Here is a 20,006-nt window from a genome sequence, read left to right as displayed (position 1 = left end):
TCAATCTGCGTGTCTGTGATCAAGTCTCATTGGAACGTAAAGTGTGTGTCAGGTTATATTTCCGATCTGCCGAACACTCCCACAGGTCACCCAACACAAAAAGACCGGCTCCCTCTCTTAAAGGATGCAATCGCTCGTACATGTTGAGTTATTTCTTTTTTAGTTTTAAAAGTTTAGCACCTTGCTCGATGACTTCGTATTTACGTAATGCATGAAGGACACCAACGCCGCCGCCTGAAATCGCGATGACAATTGCTGATTTTGCAGCAGCGGGGCCGAGTACTGCAATCGCCGCTGGTGCAGAAGTAAATATAGCAGCGGATGTGATCGGTGTAGCTAAACCACCACTTGATGTCTTTAACAATATTGCTGCAACGGATGTAGAAATCGCTGCGATCGTAATTCCCCATGCAAGTTTCCCGGTCGCTTTAATGCGAATCACTTTATTCGCCAAATCTCCTTCGATCAAGATCGACTCTTCTTTATTTTTTAATGCTTTTCCTAACTCTTTGTTGTTTGTAATCTTCATTATGACACCCCTTTGTGTGACAATCTCCGTTCGTTCTGAAGAATAAAACCCACGTCAGTAGCTTATTTTATAATAAATCATTGTAAATATACTAATAAATTGTCTTTTAAAAACCTTATCATAACAGCATTTCTGTCAAGTATCATAAAATATTTAACGTTAAACATTAAATATTTGTTGCAATTCATAAAATTAGGTGTTAAAGTATGACTATAAAGTAAAAGGTACCTACTTTATTGACACACTAAGACCTTGAAAACGTGTAAGTAAAAAATTTTAAACATTTTGTATGGGAGGTTTCAATCATGGAACCAGTAAAAGCAGAAAAACAATTTAACAGATTCGTCTCACTTTTCTACGTGCTGTCATTTATTCCGATTGTCATTTTATCGTTAGCAGTTGTGGGGATTGTAATCGGAATTATCGTTGTACTCGTCGCATCGGATTCAATTGTTAATTTGATTAAAAATGTGCCGTTTACAGAGCTCACAGTCGAACTCGAACAGTTCGGGCTTTTATCGAATGAAGTCACAGAGAACTTAGTCATCAACCAATTGCCAATTATTCTCGTTATGCTTTCAAGCATGGTCGTAATGTTTCTTTTAATCTCGATTACAATTTTCATCAATCGTTGGTTAAAGAACTTGAAAGATGGTAACTTCTTCGATGAGAAAAACAGCAAATATGTTGAGTATGTCGGATACACAATCATTACGCTTAGCATTTGGTACGGTGTTCAAGAATTAGCTGGAAGTTATATGGCAGTTGACTTCTTTGAATCGAACCCTGAAATCATGTCACACTTTACTGATGTGCTGTTCGACTTCAGTGATATGATTACGTACAGTTTCTCAATCGATGTTGTAATGTTGTTCATCGGTGTGCTCGTATGGATGATTGGCAGAGTGTTTAAATATGGAACATATTTACAAAATGAATATGATCAGACGGTGTAGGTGATTAGGATGATAATTGTAAGATTAGACCGGATGCTCGCAGATAGGAAGATGCAGTTGAATCAACTTGCAGAAGAAGTCGGCGTGTCCGTTGTTAACTTATCAAACTTGAAGACCGGAAAGGTCAAGGCAATTCGCTTCTCCACATTGGAAGCGATATGCCAAGTACTCGAATGCCAACCAGGCGACATATTGGAATATGTGCCGGGTGAAGAATAATGATATGTTGAGCACATTAATCTCTATGCGTAGAGATTAATGTGCTTTTTTTCTTTTCCATCTATTTACAATCAGTGGTAAAATAAAATTGATGTAATTACATACGGATATGATAATATTATTTCATCTTAATTAAGGAGTAAATCACATGGAAGTCTTCGATGAAATTCAAGCCTATTTACCGTTTTTAATCCCATTGATTGGATTGCAAGTCTTACTCTCATTAACTGCACTCATCATGTTGATCCGACAAAATCAAGTCCGCTATATGAACAAGCTACTCTGGGCACTGATTATTGTTCTATTCAATTTAATCGGCCCAATACTCTACTTTGTATTGGAGAAACGGACATGAACATACTAGAAGTGAACAATCTAAAGAAAAGTTTTGGTGACAAGACGGTGCTTACAGATGTTTCTTTCTCTGTGAAAGAAAACGAGATTTATGGCTTCATCGGTGGCAACGGTGAAGGTAAAACGACGACGATGCGGATGATTTTAGGCCTGTTAAAAATCGATGCCGGTGATGTTTTTGTATGTGGCGAACCTGTGACATTTGGTGAGACGAAGACAAATCGTCATGTCGGGTATCTCCCGGATGTACCTGAATTTTATCCGTTTATGAACGCGCGTGAATATTTGAAATTATGTGCTGAAATTACAAATATTACAAAAGATAAAAGTGCGGCGCGAATTGAGGCGTTGTTGGAATTAGTCGGCTTGAGCGACGTTGATACGAAGATCAAAGGGTATTCTCGTGGTATGAAACAGCGTCTCGGTGTGGCGCAGGCCTTGATTAACCAGCCGAAGCTGCTCATTTGCGATGAGCCGACGTCAGCGCTTGATCCGAAAGGGCGTCGAGATATTTTAGGTATTTTAAAATCAATCAAATCAGAGACGACCGTTATTTTCTCTACACACATATTAAGTGATGTCGAGCAAATCAGTGACCGCGTTGGAATTTTGAAAGATGGTCATATCATACGGGAGCTCGATTTAAAAACGGATAAGTTACCACCGAGCGGGGTGCTCGTAACGGTTCAAGAGTCGGACGTGGAAAAATTAAACACTGTATTTACTGTAGAATCTCGTGAAGGGATGTTCTATATTCCTGATATTGAACTTGAGGCATTATACAAGCAATTAAATGAACATAAAATCTATCCGATTCACATTGAACAAGCACGACCGTCACTTGAAGATGTTTACTTGGAGGTGACGTAATGTTTAATGCAATGTTCAAGAAAGAATGGACACAAGCATGGAAGAGCTTTAAATTTGTTGCCTTGCTCATTGTGTTTGCTATCCTGGGTATTATGAGTCCGCTCGTTGCGCTGTTAACACCAGAGATTCTGGGGTCTGTGTTAGAGGAAGAAATGCGGGGATTCACACTGCCGGAACCAACCGCATATGATTCATTTGCACAGTTTTACTCCAATTTGAACCAGCTGGGACTGCTTATCTTCATCATCCTTTTTGGCAGTGTGTTAACAGTTGAATTCTCAAGAGGTACATTGATTAACTTGCTCACAAAAGGGTTGAGCCGTTCAATTGTTATTCATACGAAGGCATTGTTTTTGCTAATTGTCTGGACGGTTGCTTACGCGATTGCAGCAACGCTGACATATTTCTACACAATATTTTACTGGGATGAACCGCTTAACCAGTTGTTTGGTGCACTGTTCACCAGTTGGTTCTTCGGTGTATTTTTAATCAGTCTGATTTTATTCGCTTCAGTATTGTTTAAAAACTTCATCGTCGTATTGAGTGCTGTACTCGTCATTCTGTTTGCGTTTATGTTGCTCGCCATTCATCCTGATATTGCGGAATGGTTACCGAACTATATCATCAGTCATAACGTTGCGCTCCTTGAAGGATCATTCGATTTTGACACGCTTTACAGAGCGCTTGGTGTCACGCTCGTGGCAACGATAGTGATGTACGTGCTGACAATCATACGGTTTAAGAAAATGGAAGTTTCCTAATGTAAAAAGAAATGGTGGTGGTGGCATGAGTCAAACGGATGCGATTCATGTGACACAAGAGAAAAAAGAAAAATTATATAAACGTACATTGATCATTGTTATGCTATCCCAAGTATTCGGTGGAGCGGGGCTCGCTGCCGGCATCACTGTCGGTGCGTTGCTTGCAGGCGACATGATGGGTGATGAATCCGTGACAGGATTGCCGGCAGCGCTCTTCACATTAGGGTCAGCGGCGGCCGCGTTAATTGTCGGACGAATGTCAAATCGTTTCGGCCGCCGCCTCGGACTTTCCCTCGGATTCATTACCGGTGGAATGGGTGCAGCACTTGTTGTGCTTGCTGCCGTTATACATAATATCCCACTCCTATTTATTGCAATGTTTATTTACGGGTCAGGGACAGCAACGAATTTACAAGCACGCTATGCCGGAACTGATCTTGCAACAAAAAAACAGCGTGGGACAGCAGTCAGCATCGCGATGTTTGCTACGACGTTTGGTGCAGTCGCAGGACCGAATTTAGTCGGTGTCATGGGTGACTTTGCCGAATCTCTCGGGGTGCCTGCACTCGCGGGACCGTTTATTTTATCTGCAGTTGCATTTACTTTAGCGGGGATTGTGCTCCTCATATTAATGCGACCGGATCCTCTTTTTGTGGCACTTGCTTACAATGAAAAAAATGTTGCGACAAATGACGATATTTCAGAGCGAACAGAAACGAATCATCGACTCGTTATTACGGGTGCAATTATCATGGTCATGACGCAGATCGTCATGCTCGCGATCATGACGATGACACCGATCCATATGGGACACCATGGGCACCCACTCGAATCTGTCGGACTCGTCATAGGTTTTCACATCGCAGCGATGTATATGCCTTCTCCAATTACAGGAATTTTAGTCGATAAAATCGGCAGAAAAATGATGGCAATGATGGGTGGCGTCACGCTGCTTGGTGCAGGTGTTGTTGCATTTTTAGCACCGGGAGAATCACTCTTCTGGATTACAATTGCACTCATCTTGCTCGGTCTCGGCTGGAACTTTGGTCTCATCAGTGGTACCGCATTGATTGTCGATGCAACAGAACCGACGACGCGTGCGAAATTGCAAGGTACAGTGGACGTCTTCATTGCCCTCGGTGGCGCTTCGGGTTCAGCGATGAGTGGAATGGTCGTCGCTGGTGCAAGTTTCGAATTGCTGTCACTTGCGGGTGGCGTGTTCTCGTTATTGCTCATTCCAATCGTACTCCGTGGTACAAAACAAATGCGTCAAAATTGAACTTAGAAAATCGATGTGCTACATTTAAAAAGAATTAAATAACGAAGTTTTCTAGGGTTCCGCTCGAAATGAGGTCAGGTCCGAGAGAAAACGCAGTGGCAACACTGTACACGGAAGGACAAAAGCCTGGGAGAATAGCAAATTGCTATCTCTGCCGGGCTTTTTATTTTTGAATTGGGGGAATAATGATGTGGATACTTGTTGTAATCGCAGCAATTTTTGAAATTGGATGGGCAACTGGGCTTAAATATGCCAATGACTTCACGACGTGGTCACTGACTGCCATTGCCATTATCGTGAGTTTCGGTTTGTTAGTATATGCGGGAACAAAATTACCAACGAGTACAGTGTATGCGGTATTCGTCGGACTGGGCACAGTCGGTACAGTCCTCATAGACTTTATCTTTTTTGAGCTTGATTTTAGCTTCGGTATTGTGTTCTTTATCTTGTTGTTACTTGTCGGAATATTAGGACTGAAAACAGTGACCGATGATGATGTGAAAAAGGAGAGTCCGCTATGAGTTGGGTTATTTTAATTATTGCGGGTCTCTTAGAAGTCGTTGGTGTCAATGGTATTCAGCGATTCTCCCAAGGGAATCGTATCAGTGGGCTCATTGTTATGGTACTTGGATTTTCAGCGAGCCTATTCTTACTCGGCGTAGCGATGGGATCAATACCACTCGGCGTCTCGTATGCCGTATGGACCGGGATGGGTACGGTCGGCAGTGTGATACTCGGCATCGTACTCTATGGAGATAGTGCGTCTGTGAAGCGGATATTTTATGTCAGCCTGATTGTGGTCGCTGTCATCGGACTGCGTTTAGTGACGGCATAGATAAAAAATCATCAAGTATTCGCTGATTTTCTGTTATAATAAAGCTATTCCCTATATTTGGGAGCTTTTTTATCATGGTAAAAAAATTTATGAATCAAGCGAAGTGTTGCTAATTGAGCGGCGCTTTAATTCCCGCAACAAGAATTATCGTGTGCGAAGATACTCGCCTTTGGTAGAACAAAAAAAGAGTTGAAGGGAGTTTTTATGATGATCAAAACGATTGAACAGGTAAATGAAGAAGTGATGGAATTGCTGCTCGTCGCAGACCCATCGCGTGGACAAGTCGAAGGATACTTAGTAAATAGCACCATTTTTATTTATGAAGATGGTGATGAAATCGTTGGCGTCATCGTATTGAAGCAGCATGACGAAACGTACACAGAGATCATGAACGTCTCAGTTCGAGAGAGTCATCGTGGACGTGGCATTGCGAAAGAATTGATGCGAAAAGCTGTGGATTACTCGCGTGAGTTAGACGTGAATCATGTGGATATTGCGACAGCGAACTCCAGCATCAACCAGCTGGCGTTGTATCAGAAAAGTGGATTTAGAATTACGGATATTAACAGAAATCATTTTTTGAACCATTACGAAACGCCGATCTGGGAAAATGGCATCCAAGCCAAAGACCAGTTGGTGCTGACATACGAGTTGTAGATAAAAACCCCTCCTGTGAGGGGTTTTGTTGTGGATCTTGATGCGGGTTATGAGTTTGTTTTTGGGGCTTTGGCGGTTAAATTCGGATTTGCGCGCCCATGAGATCGCTCATAATCACGCAAACCTACAAGACCAATCCAAAATACCAATCCAAAATACCAATCCACCACACAAAAGCCGCGATTTGATAAAGTGTAACTAGATAAACATAAGGAGTACAGTAACAATGGCTAGAAAATTTGGACATAATGGCATAATCATCGTCGTCACTGCATCGACGTTCCTATTTGCCTTCATACAATTCTTACTGATCACTGCTTATCCATCGATTATGGCAGAGTTCGACATCAACGCAACAGAAGTGCAATGGTTAACAACAGCATATTTACTTACATCAATAATTTTCATCCCGATGAGTGCTTACTTGTCGAATACATATTCAACGAAATGGCTGCTCATCATTGCATTGCTTTTTCTAGCGATTGGTACGCTCATTGGTGGTTGGTCACCGACGTTTGAAGTACTCATTTTCTCACGACTATTACAAGCGGTCGGGGCAGGAATAATTTTGCCGCTTTCACAAACGATATTGCTAATTATTTTCCCGCCGGAGCATCGCGATGTTTGCGACAACGTTTGGTGCTGTGGCTGGACCGAACCTGGTCGGTGTCATGGGTGACTTTGCTGCATCAATCGGCGTGCCGGAACTTGCGGGGCCTTTCATTTTATCAGCATTCGCATTTATTACAGCAGGTCTCGTCTTATGGTTCTTAATGCGCCCGGATCCGCTTTATGTGGCGCTCAATTCAGAGACGCCTCATGATGATACCGACACCACACCTGAAATAAAAGAGACGAACCGCCCGGTTGTCATCACGGGTGCATTCATCATGGTGCTCACGCAAATCGTCATGCTCGCAATCATGACGATGACACCGATACATATGGGCCATCACGGACACTCGCTCCAAGCGGTTGGGCTTGTCATCGGATTCCACATCGCCGCGATGTATATGCCGTCGCCAATTACGGGTATTTTAGTCGATAAAATCGGCAGAATTAAGATGGCAGTGGCAGGCGGTGTTACGCTCTTCGCAGCAGGACTCGTTGCGTTCTCAGCACCAGGGGAATCGCTGTTCTTTATCTCGCTTGCGTTAATTTTACTTGGGCTTGGTTGGAACTTTGGACTGATCAGTGGAACGGCACTCATTGTTGACGCTACAAAGCCGACCGAGCGTGCGAAAATGCAGGGGACCACCGATGTGTTTATAGCGCTCGGTGGTGCGTCCGGCAGCGCGATGTCCGGTATGGTTGTTGCAGGTGCGAGCTTTGAAATGCTTTCATTCGCCGGCGGGTTATTCTCACTCTTACTGATACCGGTAGTCATACGCGGTGCAAGGAAAAGTCGCGTGCATTGAAACAAAAAATCGTAAGTGCTATAGTGAAAATGAATTGAATACGAAGTTTTCTAGGGTTCCGCTCACTTGAGGTCTGGTCCAAGAGAAAACGCAATGCGAGCGCCCGCATTGTACACGGAAGGACAAAAGCCTGGGAGAGTAGCATATGCTATTTTCTCGGGTTTTTAATTTTTTAGGAGGCATATCTATGTGGTTATTGGTCGTAGTCGCAGCAATATTTGAAGTGGCATGGGCGACAGGCCATAAGTATGCACACGATTTTACAACATGGACACTCACTGTCATCGCGATCATCGCATGTTTCAGTTTACTTATTTATACATCGATTAAGCTACCAACGAGTACGGTTTATGCAGTGTTCGTAGGACTCGGAACGGTTGGAACAGTTTTCATCGACCTCATATTTTTTGAGCTTAATTTTCAGTTCAGCGTATTGTTTTTTATCCTGTTGTTACTCGTTGGCATATTAGGACTTAAAGATGAAACAGAAAAGACGCCCGAAAGGACGGTTAAATAAATGGATTGGTTTATGCTGATCGTCGGAGGATTTCTTGAAGTCGTGGGTGTGAATGGTATTCAACGCTTTACCCAGGGCCACCGTGTTTCAGGTGTGCTTGAAATTGTTTTTGGATTTAGTTCCAGTCTTTTGCTGCTCGGTCTCGCAATGCAGACGATTGATCTCGGCGTTGCGTATGCCGTTTGGACAGGCATGGGTACTGTCGGAAGTGTATTCTTGGGCATCGTGTTTTACGGAGATTCCGCATCGATAAAAAGAATCATGTATTTAAGTTTTATAGTGATTGCTGTGGTTGGGTTAAGGCTGGCTACGGGATAAAATAACCGCCAGATTATTGGCGGTTATTTCTATCTTCTGCGGACAATCATTGCACCCAGACCCGTAATAGCAAAATAGATGAAAAACGCAATGAAAATCGTTGTAACGGCAATCATTTCAATCTCCATTATCATCAATACGCTAAGCAGTACAAACGCAGTACCAATAAAAACCAAAGATGCATAAAAGTAGTAATTTTTTATATTATTGATGATACGCTCATCGTATTCTGGTGTGTTATCAGATTTTCTCATTACAATAATAATGTTGATAAGAATGAGTATCACACCCGCTGTTAGTCCGCCCAGCATTCCAGGGAAATTAAAATTGATAAACTGTGAGAGCATCAAGCCGATGATTGCACCAACTGCTCCAAAGGTTAATGTCCATTTTGAATATTTACTATTCTTCATTACGTTCATCCTCCAATATAAAGATTTCCTCGATATTCAAATCAAAATATCTCACAATTTTTAATGCAAGCTCCAAGCTCGGATTATACTTGTTGTTCTCAATCGCTGTGAGTGTCTGACGCGTCACACGTAAGTCCTCTGCGAGTTTTAACTGCGTAATCCCTCGTGCTTTACGTAATTCTCGAACTTTGTTGGTTACTGACATTTTATCACCCTCTGAATGTAAATGTCTCTTTACATTTATAATAAAACAGTTCTGTCAAATTGTAAAGGGTTCTTTACATAAATTTTGTTATAAAATTAAACAAATTCATAACTATGAGGGAGCGTCCATGGAACTACTATTTAACTACACGCTGCGTCTCTTGCCTGGACTAGTACTGATCGGGTTACTCGTTGCACTCATTCCAAGGATTCATTCTGTTTAGGGTAGTCGTTTTAGTAATGGGATTCATTCTAATGCGCGATGCAATGACACCAGCAGGCCTGTGGGAATTTGGCATCACCGAAAATACGATGTGGCTGCGGTTCATAGACAGTGGATTTATATTGCTGGTCTTGGCAGTGACCTCGCTCGAAGAAGTAGTGTTCCGTAATATGTTTCAAGAACATATGCACAAATTCGTGAAACCATTGCATGCGATTGTGTTATCGGGTTTATTGTTTGCTGTAGGGCATACATTTCTCGCAATCACAGTAACGGACTTAGGATTTTTGGTGTTACTCTTTACGCTGTGGAAGGTTTAATGTGTGCGTTCATCTATTATAGATACGGATTGTTGCCAGCTACCGTTACGCACCGCCTGTCGATATTCTTTTTGTCAGTTGGGTGGGTGTAATTGGGAAAAAACAGGCCTAATCGGGACCTTGTGAGTTGCACAGAGTCCCGATTAGCCCGTTTTCGGGACCTTGTGAGTTGCACAGAGTCCTGATTAGCCCGTTTTCGGGACCTTGTGAGTTGCTCATAGTCACGATTAGTATGTTTTCGTGCCAATGAGAGTAGCTCATAGTCACGATTCGCACGCACTAACACCGAAATTTGATATGCTTATTTAACAGAGAGACCTTTGTAGGACAAATTACTATTGAAGTATTCTTGAACCACTTGATGTTTGAATGCTTTTGAATAGTTGCGATTCCTTTGTTGCTTCAGTAATCCAGTCGTCCCATGCTTCAAGTATTTATCTAGATAGAGTCGGAAGGTTGATTCGTTTAAATCTAGCTCATAATCTTCACGGAGTGCTCGAAATGAAGTGCCATCTAAATATAACTCGATGTATTCAATCAGTTCATTCGTTGAATACCTTATGTTTGATTTCAAGAGAAAACTCCCCCTAAAGTAGTTTACTTTTTTAAGTGTCTACTTTAGGGGGAGCATATCAAAATCCGGCGGGTTTTAAATTATTAAATTACTGATCTCCACTTAACTTCACAAGAATTTTAGCTTGTGTCTTGTCGTTGATCAGTTGTTCGAAACCTGATTCTACAATGTTTTCAAGGTCAATTCGGTCTGTAATAACTGGTCTTGCATCGATTTGTCCGCTTTCTAACATCTTCACCGTTGCTTCGAAAATGTCCGGTTCATAAGCAAGTGTAGAAGCAATTCTGACACCACTTGCAGTTAACAGCATTGGATTAAACTCCATTGGCTTTTCAAAGATTGAAACAATCGTTACCATACCACGCGCACGCGTTGAACCGATTGCCTGTTCTACTGTTATTGGAACACCAGCAACTTCAAATGTACGGTCAACACCATCTGGATAATACTGTTGAATGTATTTGATTGGATCTTCATTACCAGAGTTAACAGTGTGAGTTGCTCCAACTTCTTTTGCTTTTGCTAAGCGCGTATCACTTAAGTCAAAGACGAAGATATCTTTTGCACCAGCTGCTCTTGCTGCAATGACTGTAAGTAATCCAATTGGACCTGCACCGTATACTGCTACGCTATCTGCAAACTCCATTTCAGATTCACGGACAGCTTGTAATGCAACAGCTGCAGGTTCAACAAGTGCACCGACTTCTAATGGAGTATCTTTTTTAAGTTTCACAACATTCTTTTTATCAACCACAACAAAATCTGCAAATCCACCATTTGAACCTAGTCCAACGAAAGTAAATCCTTTGTACATATCAACAAGGGGTTTATCGCTTAAACCACCTGTGATTAATGGGTTAATTGCAACCTTATCTCCAACATTAATACCATCTACATCGTCACCGACTTCTTCGACAACTCCACTAAACTCATGACCCATTGTAAGTGGTGCTTTTTCACCAGTGAGTGGATTATCTTCAGTCGGGATAAAAATTGGACCTGCATTATATTCGTGTAAGTCACTACCACAAATACCAGCCCAAGCGACTTTCACCTTTACTTTGCCTGCGCTTACTTCAGGTACTTCAACTTCCTCGACACGAATGTCTTTTAAACCATGGAATACTGCTGCTCTCATAACTAAAATCCTCCTATTAATAGATTTTTTGATGGTGATATTCATGATAATACATATTTATTATATCATATTTAATGAGATTTGCTCTCTTATTTCGTAGCAACAAATAAAAATTCTTTATGTTCATCATTTCCAACTTCGTTCTTCCAATCTCCAAAGACTTCAGTACTTTTAAATCCAACAGATTTCAAATCGTGAATCGTTTCTTTTTTTGTTCTAAAAATAATCGTACTGTCATGCACAATTTTTTTTGAATCTGATTCAATGGTTGTATTAAAACGTATCAACTCATCTTGAGCGTCATACAATTGATACCAATGCTTGGCTGGCTCACCACTCTCCAATGTTATATTTTGAATGGTGTTTCCTTTCGTCCAATTTAGCCAACCTTGCTCGTAAAAATTCCGACCATCAAAAATGAGTTTGCCGTTTTCATCTAATGCATCATAGCAATCTTGAAGCGTTTGCAACCACTCACTTTTATCTGTAATTTCCTGAGAAACGTTTGTGAGCATAGTGATGACGTCAATCTTTTCTTCAATTTCATGTAACTTTTCAGAAGCAGCATGAATCCAAGTGATCGATGAATTTTTATCAACCTGTTTAGCTTCTTTAATTGCAGACAAATCTGGATCTATTCCAAAATTAATAAATAGCTGTGTATATCTGCGGAATACACTTGAGGTGGGCTGTTGCGACGGTCGCCTCTTTTTTTGACAGAATATCTTAACTTTGTCGTTAAGATGTTCTGTTTTTATTTTATTTTAAATAATAAAAGCAACTACAAAGTGCTTTATAGAGAGGTTTTTCAGTATCAAATATACCATGAGCGTAACGATTGATTTTCTCAAAATTCCATGTATAATATAATTATAGTCAAAGATAGTCAAAGTCAAAAAAACAAGGAAACTATCACCAAATGACTAAATTAAACAAATAACTGGAGGCACTTACTTATGAAATGTCAAAATTGTGGTATGAACGAAGCAAATGTGAATTTAGCGATGAATGTCAACAACAAGAAGATGCAAGTACATTTATGTAATGCTTGCTTCCATCAAGTAAAATCTCAAACAATGAATCCAAACAATTTATTTGGTGGTAATAGCAATAATTTCAACGATTTCAATCAATTTAATCAAGCAAACGGTGGTCAAAGATCCGCTGCAGGTACGCAAGTGAAAGAACAAGAGGCACCGGGTCTTCTAGATGAACTTGGTACGAACTTAACAGATAAATCGCGTCAAAATCTCATTGATCCGGTCATCGGCCGTGATAATGAAGTGAAGCGTACAATTGAAATCTTAAACAGACGTAACAAGAATAATCCTGTGCTCATCGGTGAGCCGGGTGTTGGTAAAACAGCAATCGCTGAAGGTTTAGCGCGTAATATTGTCGAAGGCAATGTTCCGACGAAACTGATGAACAAAGAAGTCTACATGTTAGATGTTGCTTCTCTTGTAGCGAACACGGGTATTCGTGGTCAATTCGAAGAGCGTATGAAGCAATTAATCGAAGAGGTTAAACAGCGTGATGATGTGATTCTCTTTATCGATGAAATCCATTTAATCGTTGGTGCGGGTACGGCTGAGAGTTCGAAGATGGATGCCGGGAACATTTTGAAACCTGCACTTGCTCGTGGTGAAGTGCAGTTAATTGGTGCGACGACGCTGAGTGAGTATCGTCAAATCGAAAAGGATGCAGCACTTGAACGTCGCTTGCAACCGATCACTGTTAAGGAACCAACGCTTAGTCAGACAGAACAAATTTTAAATGGTATTAAAGATAGATATGAAAAGTTCCATGATGTGAAGTACTCAGATGATGTCATTAAAGCGTTTGTGACATTATCAGACCGTTACATTCAAGATCGATTCTTACCAGATAAAGCGATTGACCTAATGGATGAGGTCGGTTCAAGAATGAACTTAGCAAATGCTGAAAATGATTCGGATTCAATCGAAGTACAGCTTGAAAAAGTACGTGCGGAGAAACTAGCCGCAGCGGATACGGAAGATTATGAAAAAGCAGCGAACCTTCGCTACCAAGAGAACCAGCTTGAGAAGCAATTAGAGAAATCTCAAGGTGCTGAAGAGAAGGTCATCGACGTTGATGTATCTGACGTTCAATTGATTGTAGAAGAGAAAACAGGTATTCCTGTGACGAAGATGCAAGCAGATGAGCAATCGAAGATGCGTGAAATCGAAGACAATCTTGGTTCGAAAGTAATCGGACAAGAAGAAGCCGTTGGTAAAGTTGCGAAAGCAATCCGTCGTTCAAGAGCTGGACTGAAATCTAAATACCGTCCAATTGGTTCGTTCCTATTTGTTGGACCAACGGGTGTCGGTAAGACAGAGTTGACGAAAGCACTTGCTGAAGAGCTGTTCGGAACACGTGAATCATTGATTCGACTCGATATGAGTGAGTACATGGAGAAACACAGCGTATCTAAAATTATCGGATCACCACCAGGTTATGTTGGCCATGAAGAAGCGGGACAGTTAACGGAACAAGTAAGACGTAATCCTTACAACATCATCTTGCTCGATGAGATCGAAAAAGCACATCCGGATGTGCAAAATATGTTCCTACAAATCATGGAAGATGGACATTTAACAGATTCACATGATCGAACTGTTAGCTTTAAAGAAACAGTAATCATCATGACGAGTAACGCTGGTACTGGTATCAGCAATGCAAGCATGGGATTCGGACAAGATGAAAGTGACGCAGTTGCATCGCTTGAAATCTTAAGTGATTACTTCAAGCCAGAATTCTTAAATAGATTCGATGCAATCATTAACTTTAATGAATTGTCTGAAGAAAACTTACTTGTGATTGTTGATTTAATGCTAGGTGAGTTGAACGACGTCGTTAAAGAAAATGACATTGACCTCGAAATCACACAAGAAGCAAAAGAAAAATTAGTGAAGATGGGTTACGACAAACGCTTTGGTGCAAGACCGCTGCGCCGTGTTATCCAAGATACAATTGAAGACCAATTGACAGATCTAATGTTAGAAGAAGATACACTCGATAAAGTCATCGCGAAAGTGGTTGATGAAGCAATTGTCGTAGAACGCGTATCGTAATATAAGTTTAGGGCTGGCACATCATTGTGTCAGCTTTTTTATTATGAAGGATGTAATATATATGTTGCTCTAAAGAGGTGTGTTATGAAAAATAACGAGCTTCTCTAAATAGAATAACGAATCGTTAAGACACCCCTAAGGACGGTGTCTTTTTTATTTGCACAAGTATTACGTGATTGGAATCACAAAGATTTTGAATGAAATTATGTAAAATTTAAATAAAATAGGGCGTTCGTGAGGAGTGCGAAAAGTGGATTATGTAAAACCAAATCAGGTCGTAGCTAATATGGCAGAAGCGGGTGGCAAAAAGTCGCGATTATCAATCATGCGAATCATTATATCAGGTATGCTTTCCGGTGTGTTTTTAGGCTATGCGACCACTTTAGCGTATACTGCATCAACACAGACTGGATTAGACATTATCGGAGCGGTTGTTTTCCCGGTCGGATTTGTAATGGTACTACTGCTCAATCTAGAACTCGTCACAGGTAGTTTTGCGATGCTACCAATGGCACGTTTTAGAAACAAGACGACGGTACCGCTAATCATGAGGAACTTTACTTGGGCATTTTTAGGAAACTTGATGGGTGCTGTTTTCTATGCTTTTCTTTATGTACTTTATGTCACACAGCTTGGTCATGTATCTGATTCTGCCTTAATAGAACAAATCATTGCAGTTGCTGAGAGTAAGACTGTTGCATATCAAGCGCTCGGATCTGACGGTATGATTATCGTGATTGTGAAAGCATTACTCTGTAACTGGATGGTGACGATGGGTGCTGTTATGGCTAACACTTCAACTGCCACAGTCGGAAAGATTGCTGCAATGTGGCTACCGGTCTTTATATTCTTTGGACATGGTTTTGAACACGCGGTTGTAAACATGTTTGTCATTCCTGCTGGAATCATGCTTGGTGCTGATATCACGATTGGTGAGTGGTGGGTTTGGAACCAAATACCAGTCACACTTGCTAACTTTGCTGCGGGCTTAGTATTTACTGCTGCTACACTACACTTCTTGACGAAAGAGTAGCGTGATGTGGTATTTAGATTCATTAAACTGCGACAAGTGAATTTAAAAGTGATTAATCTTTACCGTAATAGGGAATGTACCCTATAAAAACATAAGGGGATTATCATGACTGGTGAAAATGTTTTAGTTATTTTAAATCAGAGAAGTTACAACAATTCAACAATTGAAAGAGGCGTAAAAATTGCGGAAGCGTTTAAATCCAAATTAAACGTTTTGTTTGTGATGGATGCGCATGCTGAGTATAATCACACATTAAAATTAGCCCTGGCAGAGACACAAGTATTATCTATTTTGAATCAAGTTGAGACGTATAATATTGAAGAGTATGACGATGTATCTGATTTTTACAGAATCGTAAATTCATTTATTGATGAGCAAGAAAATGAGCATGTAGTGTTTGCAAATCTTAGTGATGAGGAAGAGAATAAAGTGCTCGGGCAAGCTTTTGTTGACGAATTAATGCGAAGTAAACCGGATGTTGAATTACATGTTGTTTCATATAAAAAAGAATTTCCTAAGAAAATCAATGAGTATGAACCAGCGGCGCATGCATATTTGGTGGAAACTGAAGGGGATTTATCGCTAAGCTATGCGAAAACAGAAAATATATTTGTAGAAGGTCACTTTTTCCAAGATAGGGCAACAGATTTTGACACGGGTGTGTTCATTGTTTCTGAAGTTGCGAGAAGCTTGGATGACATAGATGTACCAGTGTATAAAATCGTCGAGAAAGCTGCCGAAAAAATTGAATTAAAAAAGTAGTTAAAAAGTGTCCATCAGTTCATATCAACTGATGGACACTTTATGTTTAAATCAATATTTGTACTCATCGAGAGAGCGTGTTGGGATCAACAGCGTCATGATTAAACTCAGTACACTGATGATTGCTGATATTATAAACACAACATACAATCCCTGTGCTACGGATTCAGGAGAGGCAACATCGGTATCCACAGCGTTGATGACAAAGTTCATTGACGTACCTAAAACAGCAACACCGAGTGCTTGACCTAGCGTACGAAACAGTGTGATTAAAGAACCTCCAGAGCCTCTCATCTCCGGTGGTACAGTCGATTGAATGATCACTGTGTAACTTGTTGTTGCAAACCCAAATCCAAGACCGATGATAAAGATAAATAATGCAAGTATAGCAAGTGGTGTCTCGGGGTTTATCGTTGTTAATAATAGTGCACCAATGAGTATGCAACTCGCACCTGTTAAAGCCGTTTGTTTAATACCAAGTCGAGGAATAAACACGCGTCCGCTGAGCATCGATCCGATCGGCCACCCAAGACTGAGTGGAATCAGTATGATACCTGTTGCAGTTGCACCCATCTCAAGGACGTTCTGAATCCATAATGGTAAGAATGCGGATAATCCAATCAGAATCATACTTGTTAAAAATGAAGCGGAAACTGAAAAGGATACATCCTTAATTTTGAATAATTCTAGCGGAATCATAGGTTCTTGGTGACGTCTCTGGATCTGGATGAACAACACTAAAAACAACATAGCAGTTCCGATAAATATGAATAGGGTTGTCTGGCTTAGTCCGATCCCACTCTCTGTGTCTAACGAGAGTAGGGCTAATAATAAGGCAGTGATACCAATCGTAAATGTTGCAACACCACCGTAATCGATTTTACTTTTCCTTTTCTTAATACTCTCGTTGAGGTTCTTTCCAATCATCCAAATCGAAAGTAGACCAAATGGAATGTTGATTAAAAATATTAAGCGCCAAGATACGAAGTCAGTTAAAAATCCACCGGCAAGCGGTCCGGTAACTGCAGCGATACCCCACATGGAGCTGATTAATGCCTGTACCCGTGCTCTTTGTTTTAAGCTGAACACATCTGCAATAATAGTAAAGGTAACTGGGTTAATTGCACCGGCTCCAATACCTTGTATTGCTCTAAAGAAAATCAGTTGTCCCATATTTTGAGATAGGCCGGATAATGTAGACCCGAGTAGAAAAATCGCCACACCAATAATAAATATCTTCTTTCTTCCTGTTAAATCCGCAAGCTTACCCCATATTGGTGTTGTCACGGATATCGTTAACAGATAGATCGCAAACACCCAGCTCATTAATTCGAATCCACCTAATTTATCGACGATAGTCGGCATTGCCGTACTGATAATTGTCACTTCTATGGCAGCTAAAAAAGTCGAGATTAATAAGGCGGTTACAATTTTTTTCTCGTTCTCATTCATCAAGTTTCACATCCTACTTAAACTCATTATCTCATGTTTAAAAATAAAAACTTACAATTTATATAAACTGTAAGTTTTATGCGTATTATTTGTTATCACTACATCGCGATTTCATTTTGTTCTGGCTTTTGCCATCCTTTATCAATCGCCAGCTTCTTCAGACGACTGTCTAATATGAAGTTGCCAAATGGGATGAATGCAACTGCAAATGCCCCAATGGTAAACCGAAATGGCCATCTGATAAAAATCATCGCGAGCACAATCGCGACACAATATGTAAGGAAAATATAACCATGAATTGCCCCAACAATCGTCACTGCCATTGGCATATCAAAGAAATACTTAAGTGGCATTGCAACAAATACAAGCAGTACAAGAGATGCCCCTTCGACGATTCCAATGAATCTAAAAATATCTAACCTGCGTTTCATTCTTACAAACGCCGAATTAATAACTATTCTAATATAGGCTCATTTCATGTGATAGTCAATTGAATTCGCTCTTGTTCGCTTATTAAAAAAGAGCAAAAAACCTTGGCTGACAAGGTTTTTTGCTCTTAGTGTACTCAGTGATTGAATGAGTTTAAGCGTTATAATTCCATCCGTGGTTGAGCGGACCATCTCCACTACCAAGGTCAAGCATGTCTCTCAGTGCACCAGTCACATAATCTTTTGCGAATTTGATTGAAGTTTCTAAGTCATGACCATTCGCTAGATGAGATGCGATGGCGCTGGATAGGGTGCATCCGGTACCATGTGTATTTGGATTATCAATTCTTTCACCTTTAAACCAACGGTATTGATCATTTGAATATAGTAGGTCATTCGCATGTGTTTTGCTATGCCCACCTTTTAGGAGGACCGCACACCCATACGCGTTACTCAAGATCTTTGCAGCTTCGATCATGTCATCATCATTGTTCACAGGCATACCGGCTAGTACTGCAGCTTCTGGAATGTTTGGTGTCAGTACTGTCGCTATCGGTAACAAGCCCTCCTTCAAAGCAGAGACTGCCTCTTCTTGTATCAAATCAGCACCACTTGTTGCAATCATAACGGGATCCACAACAATGTTTTTAGCTTCATACTTACTTAGGTTTTCTGCAATTGTTTCGATGAGTTGTGGTGATGATACCATACCAATTTTAACAGCGTCTGGATAGATGTCAGTGAACACACTGTCTAGTTGTTGCTGTAGGAATTCAGGTGTCACTTCCATAATACCCGTGACACCCATCGTATTTTGAGCGGTAAGAGCGGTGATGGCACTCATTCCATAAACGTTGTTAGCGAGCATTGTCTTAATATCTGCTTGAATACCCGCGCCACCGCTAGAATCACTTCCGGCTATAGTTAAAGATGTTTTCATTGTCTAGTCCTCTCTTTCGGTATTACGCTGCCACATATCAACTAACTCAGTCGCAGCTTGTTTTGGATCTTTCGCTTCTGTTACTGCTGAGACAACAAAAAATCCATGCACACCTGTTTTTGCAAGTGCTGGCAGATCATCAAGTTTGACGCCACCACCAAGCACCACAGGGATAGGACTCACTGAAGCAACTTCAGCAATATCCGATAAACTTCTTGTGATGACACTGCCATCTTGGAGCTGTCCACAATCTGGTTTTGTTGCTGTTTCACGAAGTGGACCAACACCGAAATAATCGATGGGTTGAACGTCAACTGTTTGAATGTATTCTAGTAACGCTTCGGTTCTAGCAGACACACCAACAATTGCGTCCTCACCTAAATGTTTTCTGCAAACATCGTATGGAATGTCTGATTGACCTACATGTATGCCGTCAACTTTTACACCCATATGTCTTGCAGCGAGTATGACATCGAGTCGATCGTTGACGAGTAGGGCAACGTCATCGGATTTTCCTGCGGTTTTAATTGCATCTGCAGCTTCTTTTGTCAGTTGGATTAACTCACGTGCGGATGCAACTTTTGAGCGGATTTGTATGCAGGTGAAACCTGCTTCAATCGCATCTGTAATGATAGCAGCAACAGAGCGACCTTTTGTATTTTCTGGACCAATGACTAAATAAGCTGAGATATCTAATTTTTCTCTCATATTCAT

General features: G+C 40.9%; 25 protein-coding genes, 1 pseudogene and 2 riboswitches. Of the genes and pseudogenes, 16 read left to right on the top strand and 10 right to left on the bottom strand.

The window, feature by feature from the left end:
• Positions 1–148: 148 nt before the first annotated feature.
• A complete protein-coding gene (locus BMW30_RS09900) occupies positions 149–529 on the bottom strand; it encodes a hypothetical protein (protein ID WP_091476638.1) in 381 nt (126 codons plus the stop codon).
• A gap of 305 nt (positions 530–834) precedes the next feature.
• On the opposite strand from BMW30_RS09900, the gene BMW30_RS09895 reads away from it, so the two are divergent.
• The 12 genes and pseudogenes from BMW30_RS09895 (at position 835) to BMW30_RS09835 (ending at position 8,713) form a co-directional block, all read left to right on the top strand.
• Positions 835–1,485, top strand: coding sequence for a DUF2975 domain-containing protein (locus BMW30_RS09895; RefSeq protein WP_091476633.1), 651 nt, complete (start codon positions 835–837; stop codon positions 1,483–1,485).
• Between the two features lie 9 nt (positions 1,486–1,494).
• Positions 1,495–1,704 (top strand): helix-turn-helix domain-containing protein, encoded by a 210-nt coding sequence (locus BMW30_RS09890; RefSeq protein ID WP_091476630.1) that lies wholly within the window; start codon positions 1,495–1,497, stop codon positions 1,702–1,704.
• Positions 1,705–1,852: 148 nt separating this feature from the next.
• A complete protein-coding gene (locus tag BMW30_RS09885; RefSeq protein WP_091476629.1) occupies positions 1,853–2,059 on the top strand; it encodes a PLDc N-terminal domain-containing protein in 207 nt (68 codons plus the stop codon).
• The gene (locus BMW30_RS09880; protein WP_091476626.1) at positions 2,056–2,928 is read left to right on the top strand and encodes an ABC transporter ATP-binding protein; all 873 of its coding nucleotides are present in this window, start codon (positions 2,056–2,058) and stop codon (positions 2,926–2,928) included. The genes BMW30_RS09885 and BMW30_RS09880 overlap by 4 nt, the downstream gene beginning before the upstream one ends.
• Positions 2,928–3,689 carry an ABC transporter permease gene (locus BMW30_RS09875; RefSeq protein ID WP_091476624.1) on the top strand — a complete coding sequence of 254 codons (762 nt, stop codon included), beginning with the start codon at positions 2,928–2,930 and terminating at the stop codon, positions 3,687–3,689. Before BMW30_RS09880 ends, BMW30_RS09875 begins: the two co-directional genes overlap by 1 nt.
• Positions 3,690–3,714: 25 nt before the next feature.
• On the top strand, positions 3,715–4,968 hold the full coding sequence (locus BMW30_RS09870; protein WP_091476621.1) for an MFS transporter: 1,254 nt from the start codon (positions 3,715–3,717) through the stop codon (positions 4,966–4,968).
• A 40-nt stretch (positions 4,969–5,008) separates the two neighbouring features.
• Positions 5,009–5,103, top strand: a riboswitch (guanidine-I (ykkC/yxkD leader).
• 50 nt (positions 5,104–5,153) lie between these two features.
• A complete protein-coding gene (locus BMW30_RS09865) occupies positions 5,154–5,489 on the top strand; it encodes a DMT family transporter (protein WP_143249027.1) in 336 nt (111 codons plus the stop codon).
• Positions 5,486–5,803: a DMT family transporter gene (locus BMW30_RS09860; RefSeq protein ID WP_091476617.1), complete on the top strand. Its 318-nt coding sequence runs from the start codon at positions 5,486–5,488 to the stop codon at positions 5,801–5,803. The genes BMW30_RS09865 and BMW30_RS09860 overlap by 4 nt, the downstream gene beginning before the upstream one ends.
• A gap of 207 nt (positions 5,804–6,010) precedes the next feature.
• Positions 6,011–6,460, top strand: coding sequence for a GNAT family N-acetyltransferase (locus BMW30_RS09855; protein ID WP_180366288.1), 450 nt, complete (start codon positions 6,011–6,013; stop codon positions 6,458–6,460).
• 226 nt (positions 6,461–6,686) lie between these two features.
• Positions 6,687–7,878 (top strand): annotated as a pseudogene (locus BMW30_RS09845) (MFS transporter).
• Between the two features lie 39 nt (positions 7,879–7,917).
• A riboswitch (guanidine-I (ykkC/yxkD leader) is annotated at positions 7,918–8,017 on the top strand.
• Positions 8,018–8,065: 48 nt separating this feature from the next.
• A complete protein-coding gene (locus tag BMW30_RS09840) occupies positions 8,066–8,395 on the top strand; it encodes a DMT family transporter (protein ID WP_091476604.1) in 330 nt (109 codons plus the stop codon).
• Positions 8,396–8,407: 12 nt separating this feature from the next.
• Positions 8,408–8,713 carry a DMT family transporter gene (locus BMW30_RS09835; RefSeq protein ID WP_245705684.1) on the top strand — a complete coding sequence of 102 codons (306 nt, stop codon included), beginning with the start codon at positions 8,408–8,410 and terminating at the stop codon, positions 8,711–8,713.
• A gap of 29 nt (positions 8,714–8,742) precedes the next feature.
• Here the strand turns inward: BMW30_RS09835 and BMW30_RS09830 are convergent, their stop codons facing one another.
• Both BMW30_RS09830 and BMW30_RS09825 read right to left on the bottom strand, forming a co-directional pair.
• Positions 8,743–9,126, bottom strand: a complete 384-nt coding sequence (locus BMW30_RS09830; protein WP_091476600.1) for a hypothetical protein — start codon at positions 9,124–9,126, stop codon at positions 8,743–8,745.
• Positions 9,116–9,331 carry a helix-turn-helix transcriptional regulator gene (locus BMW30_RS09825; protein WP_091476594.1) on the bottom strand — a complete coding sequence of 72 codons (216 nt, stop codon included), beginning with the start codon at positions 9,329–9,331 and terminating at the stop codon, positions 9,116–9,118. Before BMW30_RS09825 ends, BMW30_RS09830 begins: the two co-directional genes overlap by 11 nt.
• A 239-nt stretch (positions 9,332–9,570) precedes the next feature.
• On the opposite strand from BMW30_RS09825, the gene BMW30_RS10775 reads away from it, so the two are divergent.
• Positions 9,571–9,873, top strand: coding sequence for a CPBP family glutamic-type intramembrane protease (locus BMW30_RS10775; RefSeq protein WP_245705683.1), 303 nt, complete (start codon positions 9,571–9,573; stop codon positions 9,871–9,873).
• A 301-nt stretch (positions 9,874–10,174) separates the two neighbouring features.
• Here the strand turns inward: BMW30_RS10775 and BMW30_RS09815 are convergent, their stop codons facing one another.
• From BMW30_RS09815 to BMW30_RS09805, 3 genes are all read right to left on the bottom strand, one after another.
• A complete protein-coding gene (locus tag BMW30_RS09815) occupies positions 10,175–10,447 on the bottom strand; it encodes a helix-turn-helix domain-containing protein (RefSeq protein ID WP_091476592.1) in 273 nt (90 codons plus the stop codon).
• An 88-nt stretch (positions 10,448–10,535) separates the two neighbouring features.
• Complete coding sequence (locus BMW30_RS09810) at positions 10,536–11,585, bottom strand: 2,3-butanediol dehydrogenase (protein WP_091476589.1); 1,050 nt, start codon at positions 11,583–11,585, stop codon at positions 10,536–10,538.
• A gap of 89 nt (positions 11,586–11,674) precedes the next feature.
• On the bottom strand, positions 11,675–12,211 hold the full coding sequence (locus BMW30_RS09805; RefSeq protein ID WP_091476587.1) for a hypothetical protein: 537 nt from the start codon (positions 12,209–12,211) through the stop codon (positions 11,675–11,677).
• A gap of 330 nt (positions 12,212–12,541) precedes the next feature.
• On the opposite strand from BMW30_RS09805, the gene BMW30_RS09800 reads away from it, so the two are divergent.
• The 3 genes from BMW30_RS09800 to BMW30_RS09790 all read left to right on the top strand — a co-directional run bounded on the left by BMW30_RS09800 (position 12,542) and on the right by BMW30_RS09790 (position 16,472).
• Complete coding sequence (locus BMW30_RS09800) at positions 12,542–14,677, top strand: ATP-dependent Clp protease ATP-binding subunit (protein WP_091476584.1); 2,136 nt, start codon at positions 12,542–12,544, stop codon at positions 14,675–14,677.
• Between the two features lie 250 nt (positions 14,678–14,927).
• Complete coding sequence (locus tag BMW30_RS09795; protein WP_091476579.1) at positions 14,928–15,710, top strand: formate/nitrite transporter family protein; 783 nt, start codon at positions 14,928–14,930, stop codon at positions 15,708–15,710.
• Positions 15,711–15,815: 105 nt separating this feature from the next.
• Positions 15,816–16,472 (top strand): hypothetical protein, encoded by a 657-nt coding sequence (locus tag BMW30_RS09790; RefSeq protein ID WP_091476574.1) that lies wholly within the window; start codon positions 15,816–15,818, stop codon positions 16,470–16,472.
• Positions 16,473–16,523: 51 nt separating this feature from the next.
• Here BMW30_RS09790 and BMW30_RS09785 read toward each other — a convergent pair whose 3' ends face one another.
• The 4 genes from BMW30_RS09785 to BMW30_RS09770 form a co-directional block, all read right to left on the bottom strand.
• Positions 16,524–17,924, bottom strand: coding sequence for an MDR family MFS transporter (locus BMW30_RS09785; RefSeq protein WP_091476570.1), 1,401 nt, complete (start codon positions 17,922–17,924; stop codon positions 16,524–16,526).
• 98 nt (positions 17,925–18,022) lie between these two features.
• Positions 18,023–18,355 carry a DUF3817 domain-containing protein gene (locus BMW30_RS09780; protein ID WP_091476564.1) on the bottom strand — a complete coding sequence of 111 codons (333 nt, stop codon included), beginning with the start codon at positions 18,353–18,355 and terminating at the stop codon, positions 18,023–18,025.
• 151 nt (positions 18,356–18,506) lie between these two features.
• On the bottom strand, positions 18,507–19,292 hold the full coding sequence (thiD, locus tag BMW30_RS09775) for a bifunctional hydroxymethylpyrimidine kinase/phosphomethylpyrimidine kinase (protein WP_091476559.1): 786 nt from the start codon (positions 19,290–19,292) through the stop codon (positions 18,507–18,509).
• A gap of 3 nt (positions 19,293–19,295) precedes the next feature.
• Positions 19,296–20,006 (bottom strand): thiamine phosphate synthase, encoded by a 711-nt coding sequence (locus tag BMW30_RS09770; RefSeq protein WP_091476556.1) that lies wholly within the window; start codon positions 20,004–20,006, stop codon positions 19,296–19,298.

This window comes from Aliicoccus persicus (genome assembly GCF_900110815.1).
Lineage (GTDB): Bacteria > Bacillota > Bacilli > Staphylococcales > Salinicoccaceae > Aliicoccus > Aliicoccus persicus.
This window is presented reverse-complemented; position numbering and strand designations above follow the sequence as displayed.

Excerpts from the sequence above, each read along its gene's own strand:
- BMW30_RS09900 (WP_091476638.1), bottom strand. The coding sequence starts at position 529 with ATGAAGATTACAAACAACAAAGAGTTAGGAAAAGCATTAAAAAATAAA.
- BMW30_RS09895 (WP_091476633.1), top strand. The coding sequence starts at position 835 with ATGGAACCAGTAAAAGCAGAAAAACAATTTAACAGATTCGTCTCACTT.
- BMW30_RS09890 (WP_091476630.1), top strand. The coding sequence starts at position 1,495 with ATGATAATTGTAAGATTAGACCGGATGCTCGCAGATAGGAAGATGCAG.
- BMW30_RS09885 (WP_091476629.1), top strand. The coding sequence starts at position 1,853 with ATGGAAGTCTTCGATGAAATTCAAGCCTATTTACCGTTTTTAATCCCA.
- BMW30_RS09880 (WP_091476626.1), top strand. The coding sequence starts at position 2,056 with ATGAACATACTAGAAGTGAACAATCTAAAGAAAAGTTTTGGTGACAAG.
- BMW30_RS09875 (WP_091476624.1), top strand. The coding sequence starts at position 2,928 with ATGTTTAATGCAATGTTCAAGAAAGAATGGACACAAGCATGGAAGAGC.
- BMW30_RS09870 (WP_091476621.1), top strand. The coding sequence starts at position 3,715 with ATGAGTCAAACGGATGCGATTCATGTGACACAAGAGAAAAAAGAAAAA.
- BMW30_RS09865 (WP_143249027.1), top strand. The coding sequence starts at position 5,154 with ATGATGTGGATACTTGTTGTAATCGCAGCAATTTTTGAAATTGGATGG.
- BMW30_RS09860 (WP_091476617.1), top strand. The coding sequence starts at position 5,486 with ATGAGTTGGGTTATTTTAATTATTGCGGGTCTCTTAGAAGTCGTTGGT.
- BMW30_RS09855 (WP_180366288.1), top strand. The coding sequence starts at position 6,011 with ATGATCAAAACGATTGAACAGGTAAATGAAGAAGTGATGGAATTGCTG.
- BMW30_RS09840 (WP_091476604.1), top strand. The coding sequence starts at position 8,066 with ATGTGGTTATTGGTCGTAGTCGCAGCAATATTTGAAGTGGCATGGGCG.
- BMW30_RS09835 (WP_245705684.1), top strand. The coding sequence starts at position 8,408 with ATGCTGATCGTCGGAGGATTTCTTGAAGTCGTGGGTGTGAATGGTATT.
- BMW30_RS09830 (WP_091476600.1), bottom strand. The coding sequence starts at position 9,126 with ATGAAGAATAGTAAATATTCAAAATGGACATTAACCTTTGGAGCAGTT.
- BMW30_RS09825 (WP_091476594.1), bottom strand. The coding sequence starts at position 9,331 with ATGTCAGTAACCAACAAAGTTCGAGAATTACGTAAAGCACGAGGGATT.
- BMW30_RS10775 (WP_245705683.1), top strand. The coding sequence starts at position 9,571 with ATGGGATTCATTCTAATGCGCGATGCAATGACACCAGCAGGCCTGTGG.
- BMW30_RS09810 (WP_091476589.1), bottom strand. The coding sequence starts at position 11,585 with ATGAGAGCAGCAGTATTCCATGGTTTAAAAGACATTCGTGTCGAGGAA.
- BMW30_RS09800 (WP_091476584.1), top strand. The coding sequence starts at position 12,542 with ATGAAATGTCAAAATTGTGGTATGAACGAAGCAAATGTGAATTTAGCG.
- BMW30_RS09790 (WP_091476574.1), top strand. The coding sequence starts at position 15,816 with ATGACTGGTGAAAATGTTTTAGTTATTTTAAATCAGAGAAGTTACAAC.
- BMW30_RS09785 (WP_091476570.1), bottom strand. The coding sequence starts at position 17,924 with ATGAATGAGAACGAGAAAAAAATTGTAACCGCCTTATTAATCTCGACT.
- BMW30_RS09780 (WP_091476564.1), bottom strand. The coding sequence starts at position 18,355 with ATGAAACGCAGGTTAGATATTTTTAGATTCATTGGAATCGTCGAAGGG.
- thiD (WP_091476559.1), bottom strand. The coding sequence starts at position 19,292 with ATGAAAACATCTTTAACTATAGCCGGAAGTGATTCTAGCGGTGGCGCG.
- BMW30_RS09770 (WP_091476556.1), bottom strand. The coding sequence starts at position 20,006 with ATGAATATGAGAGAAAAATTAGATATCTCAGCTTATTTAGTCATTGGT.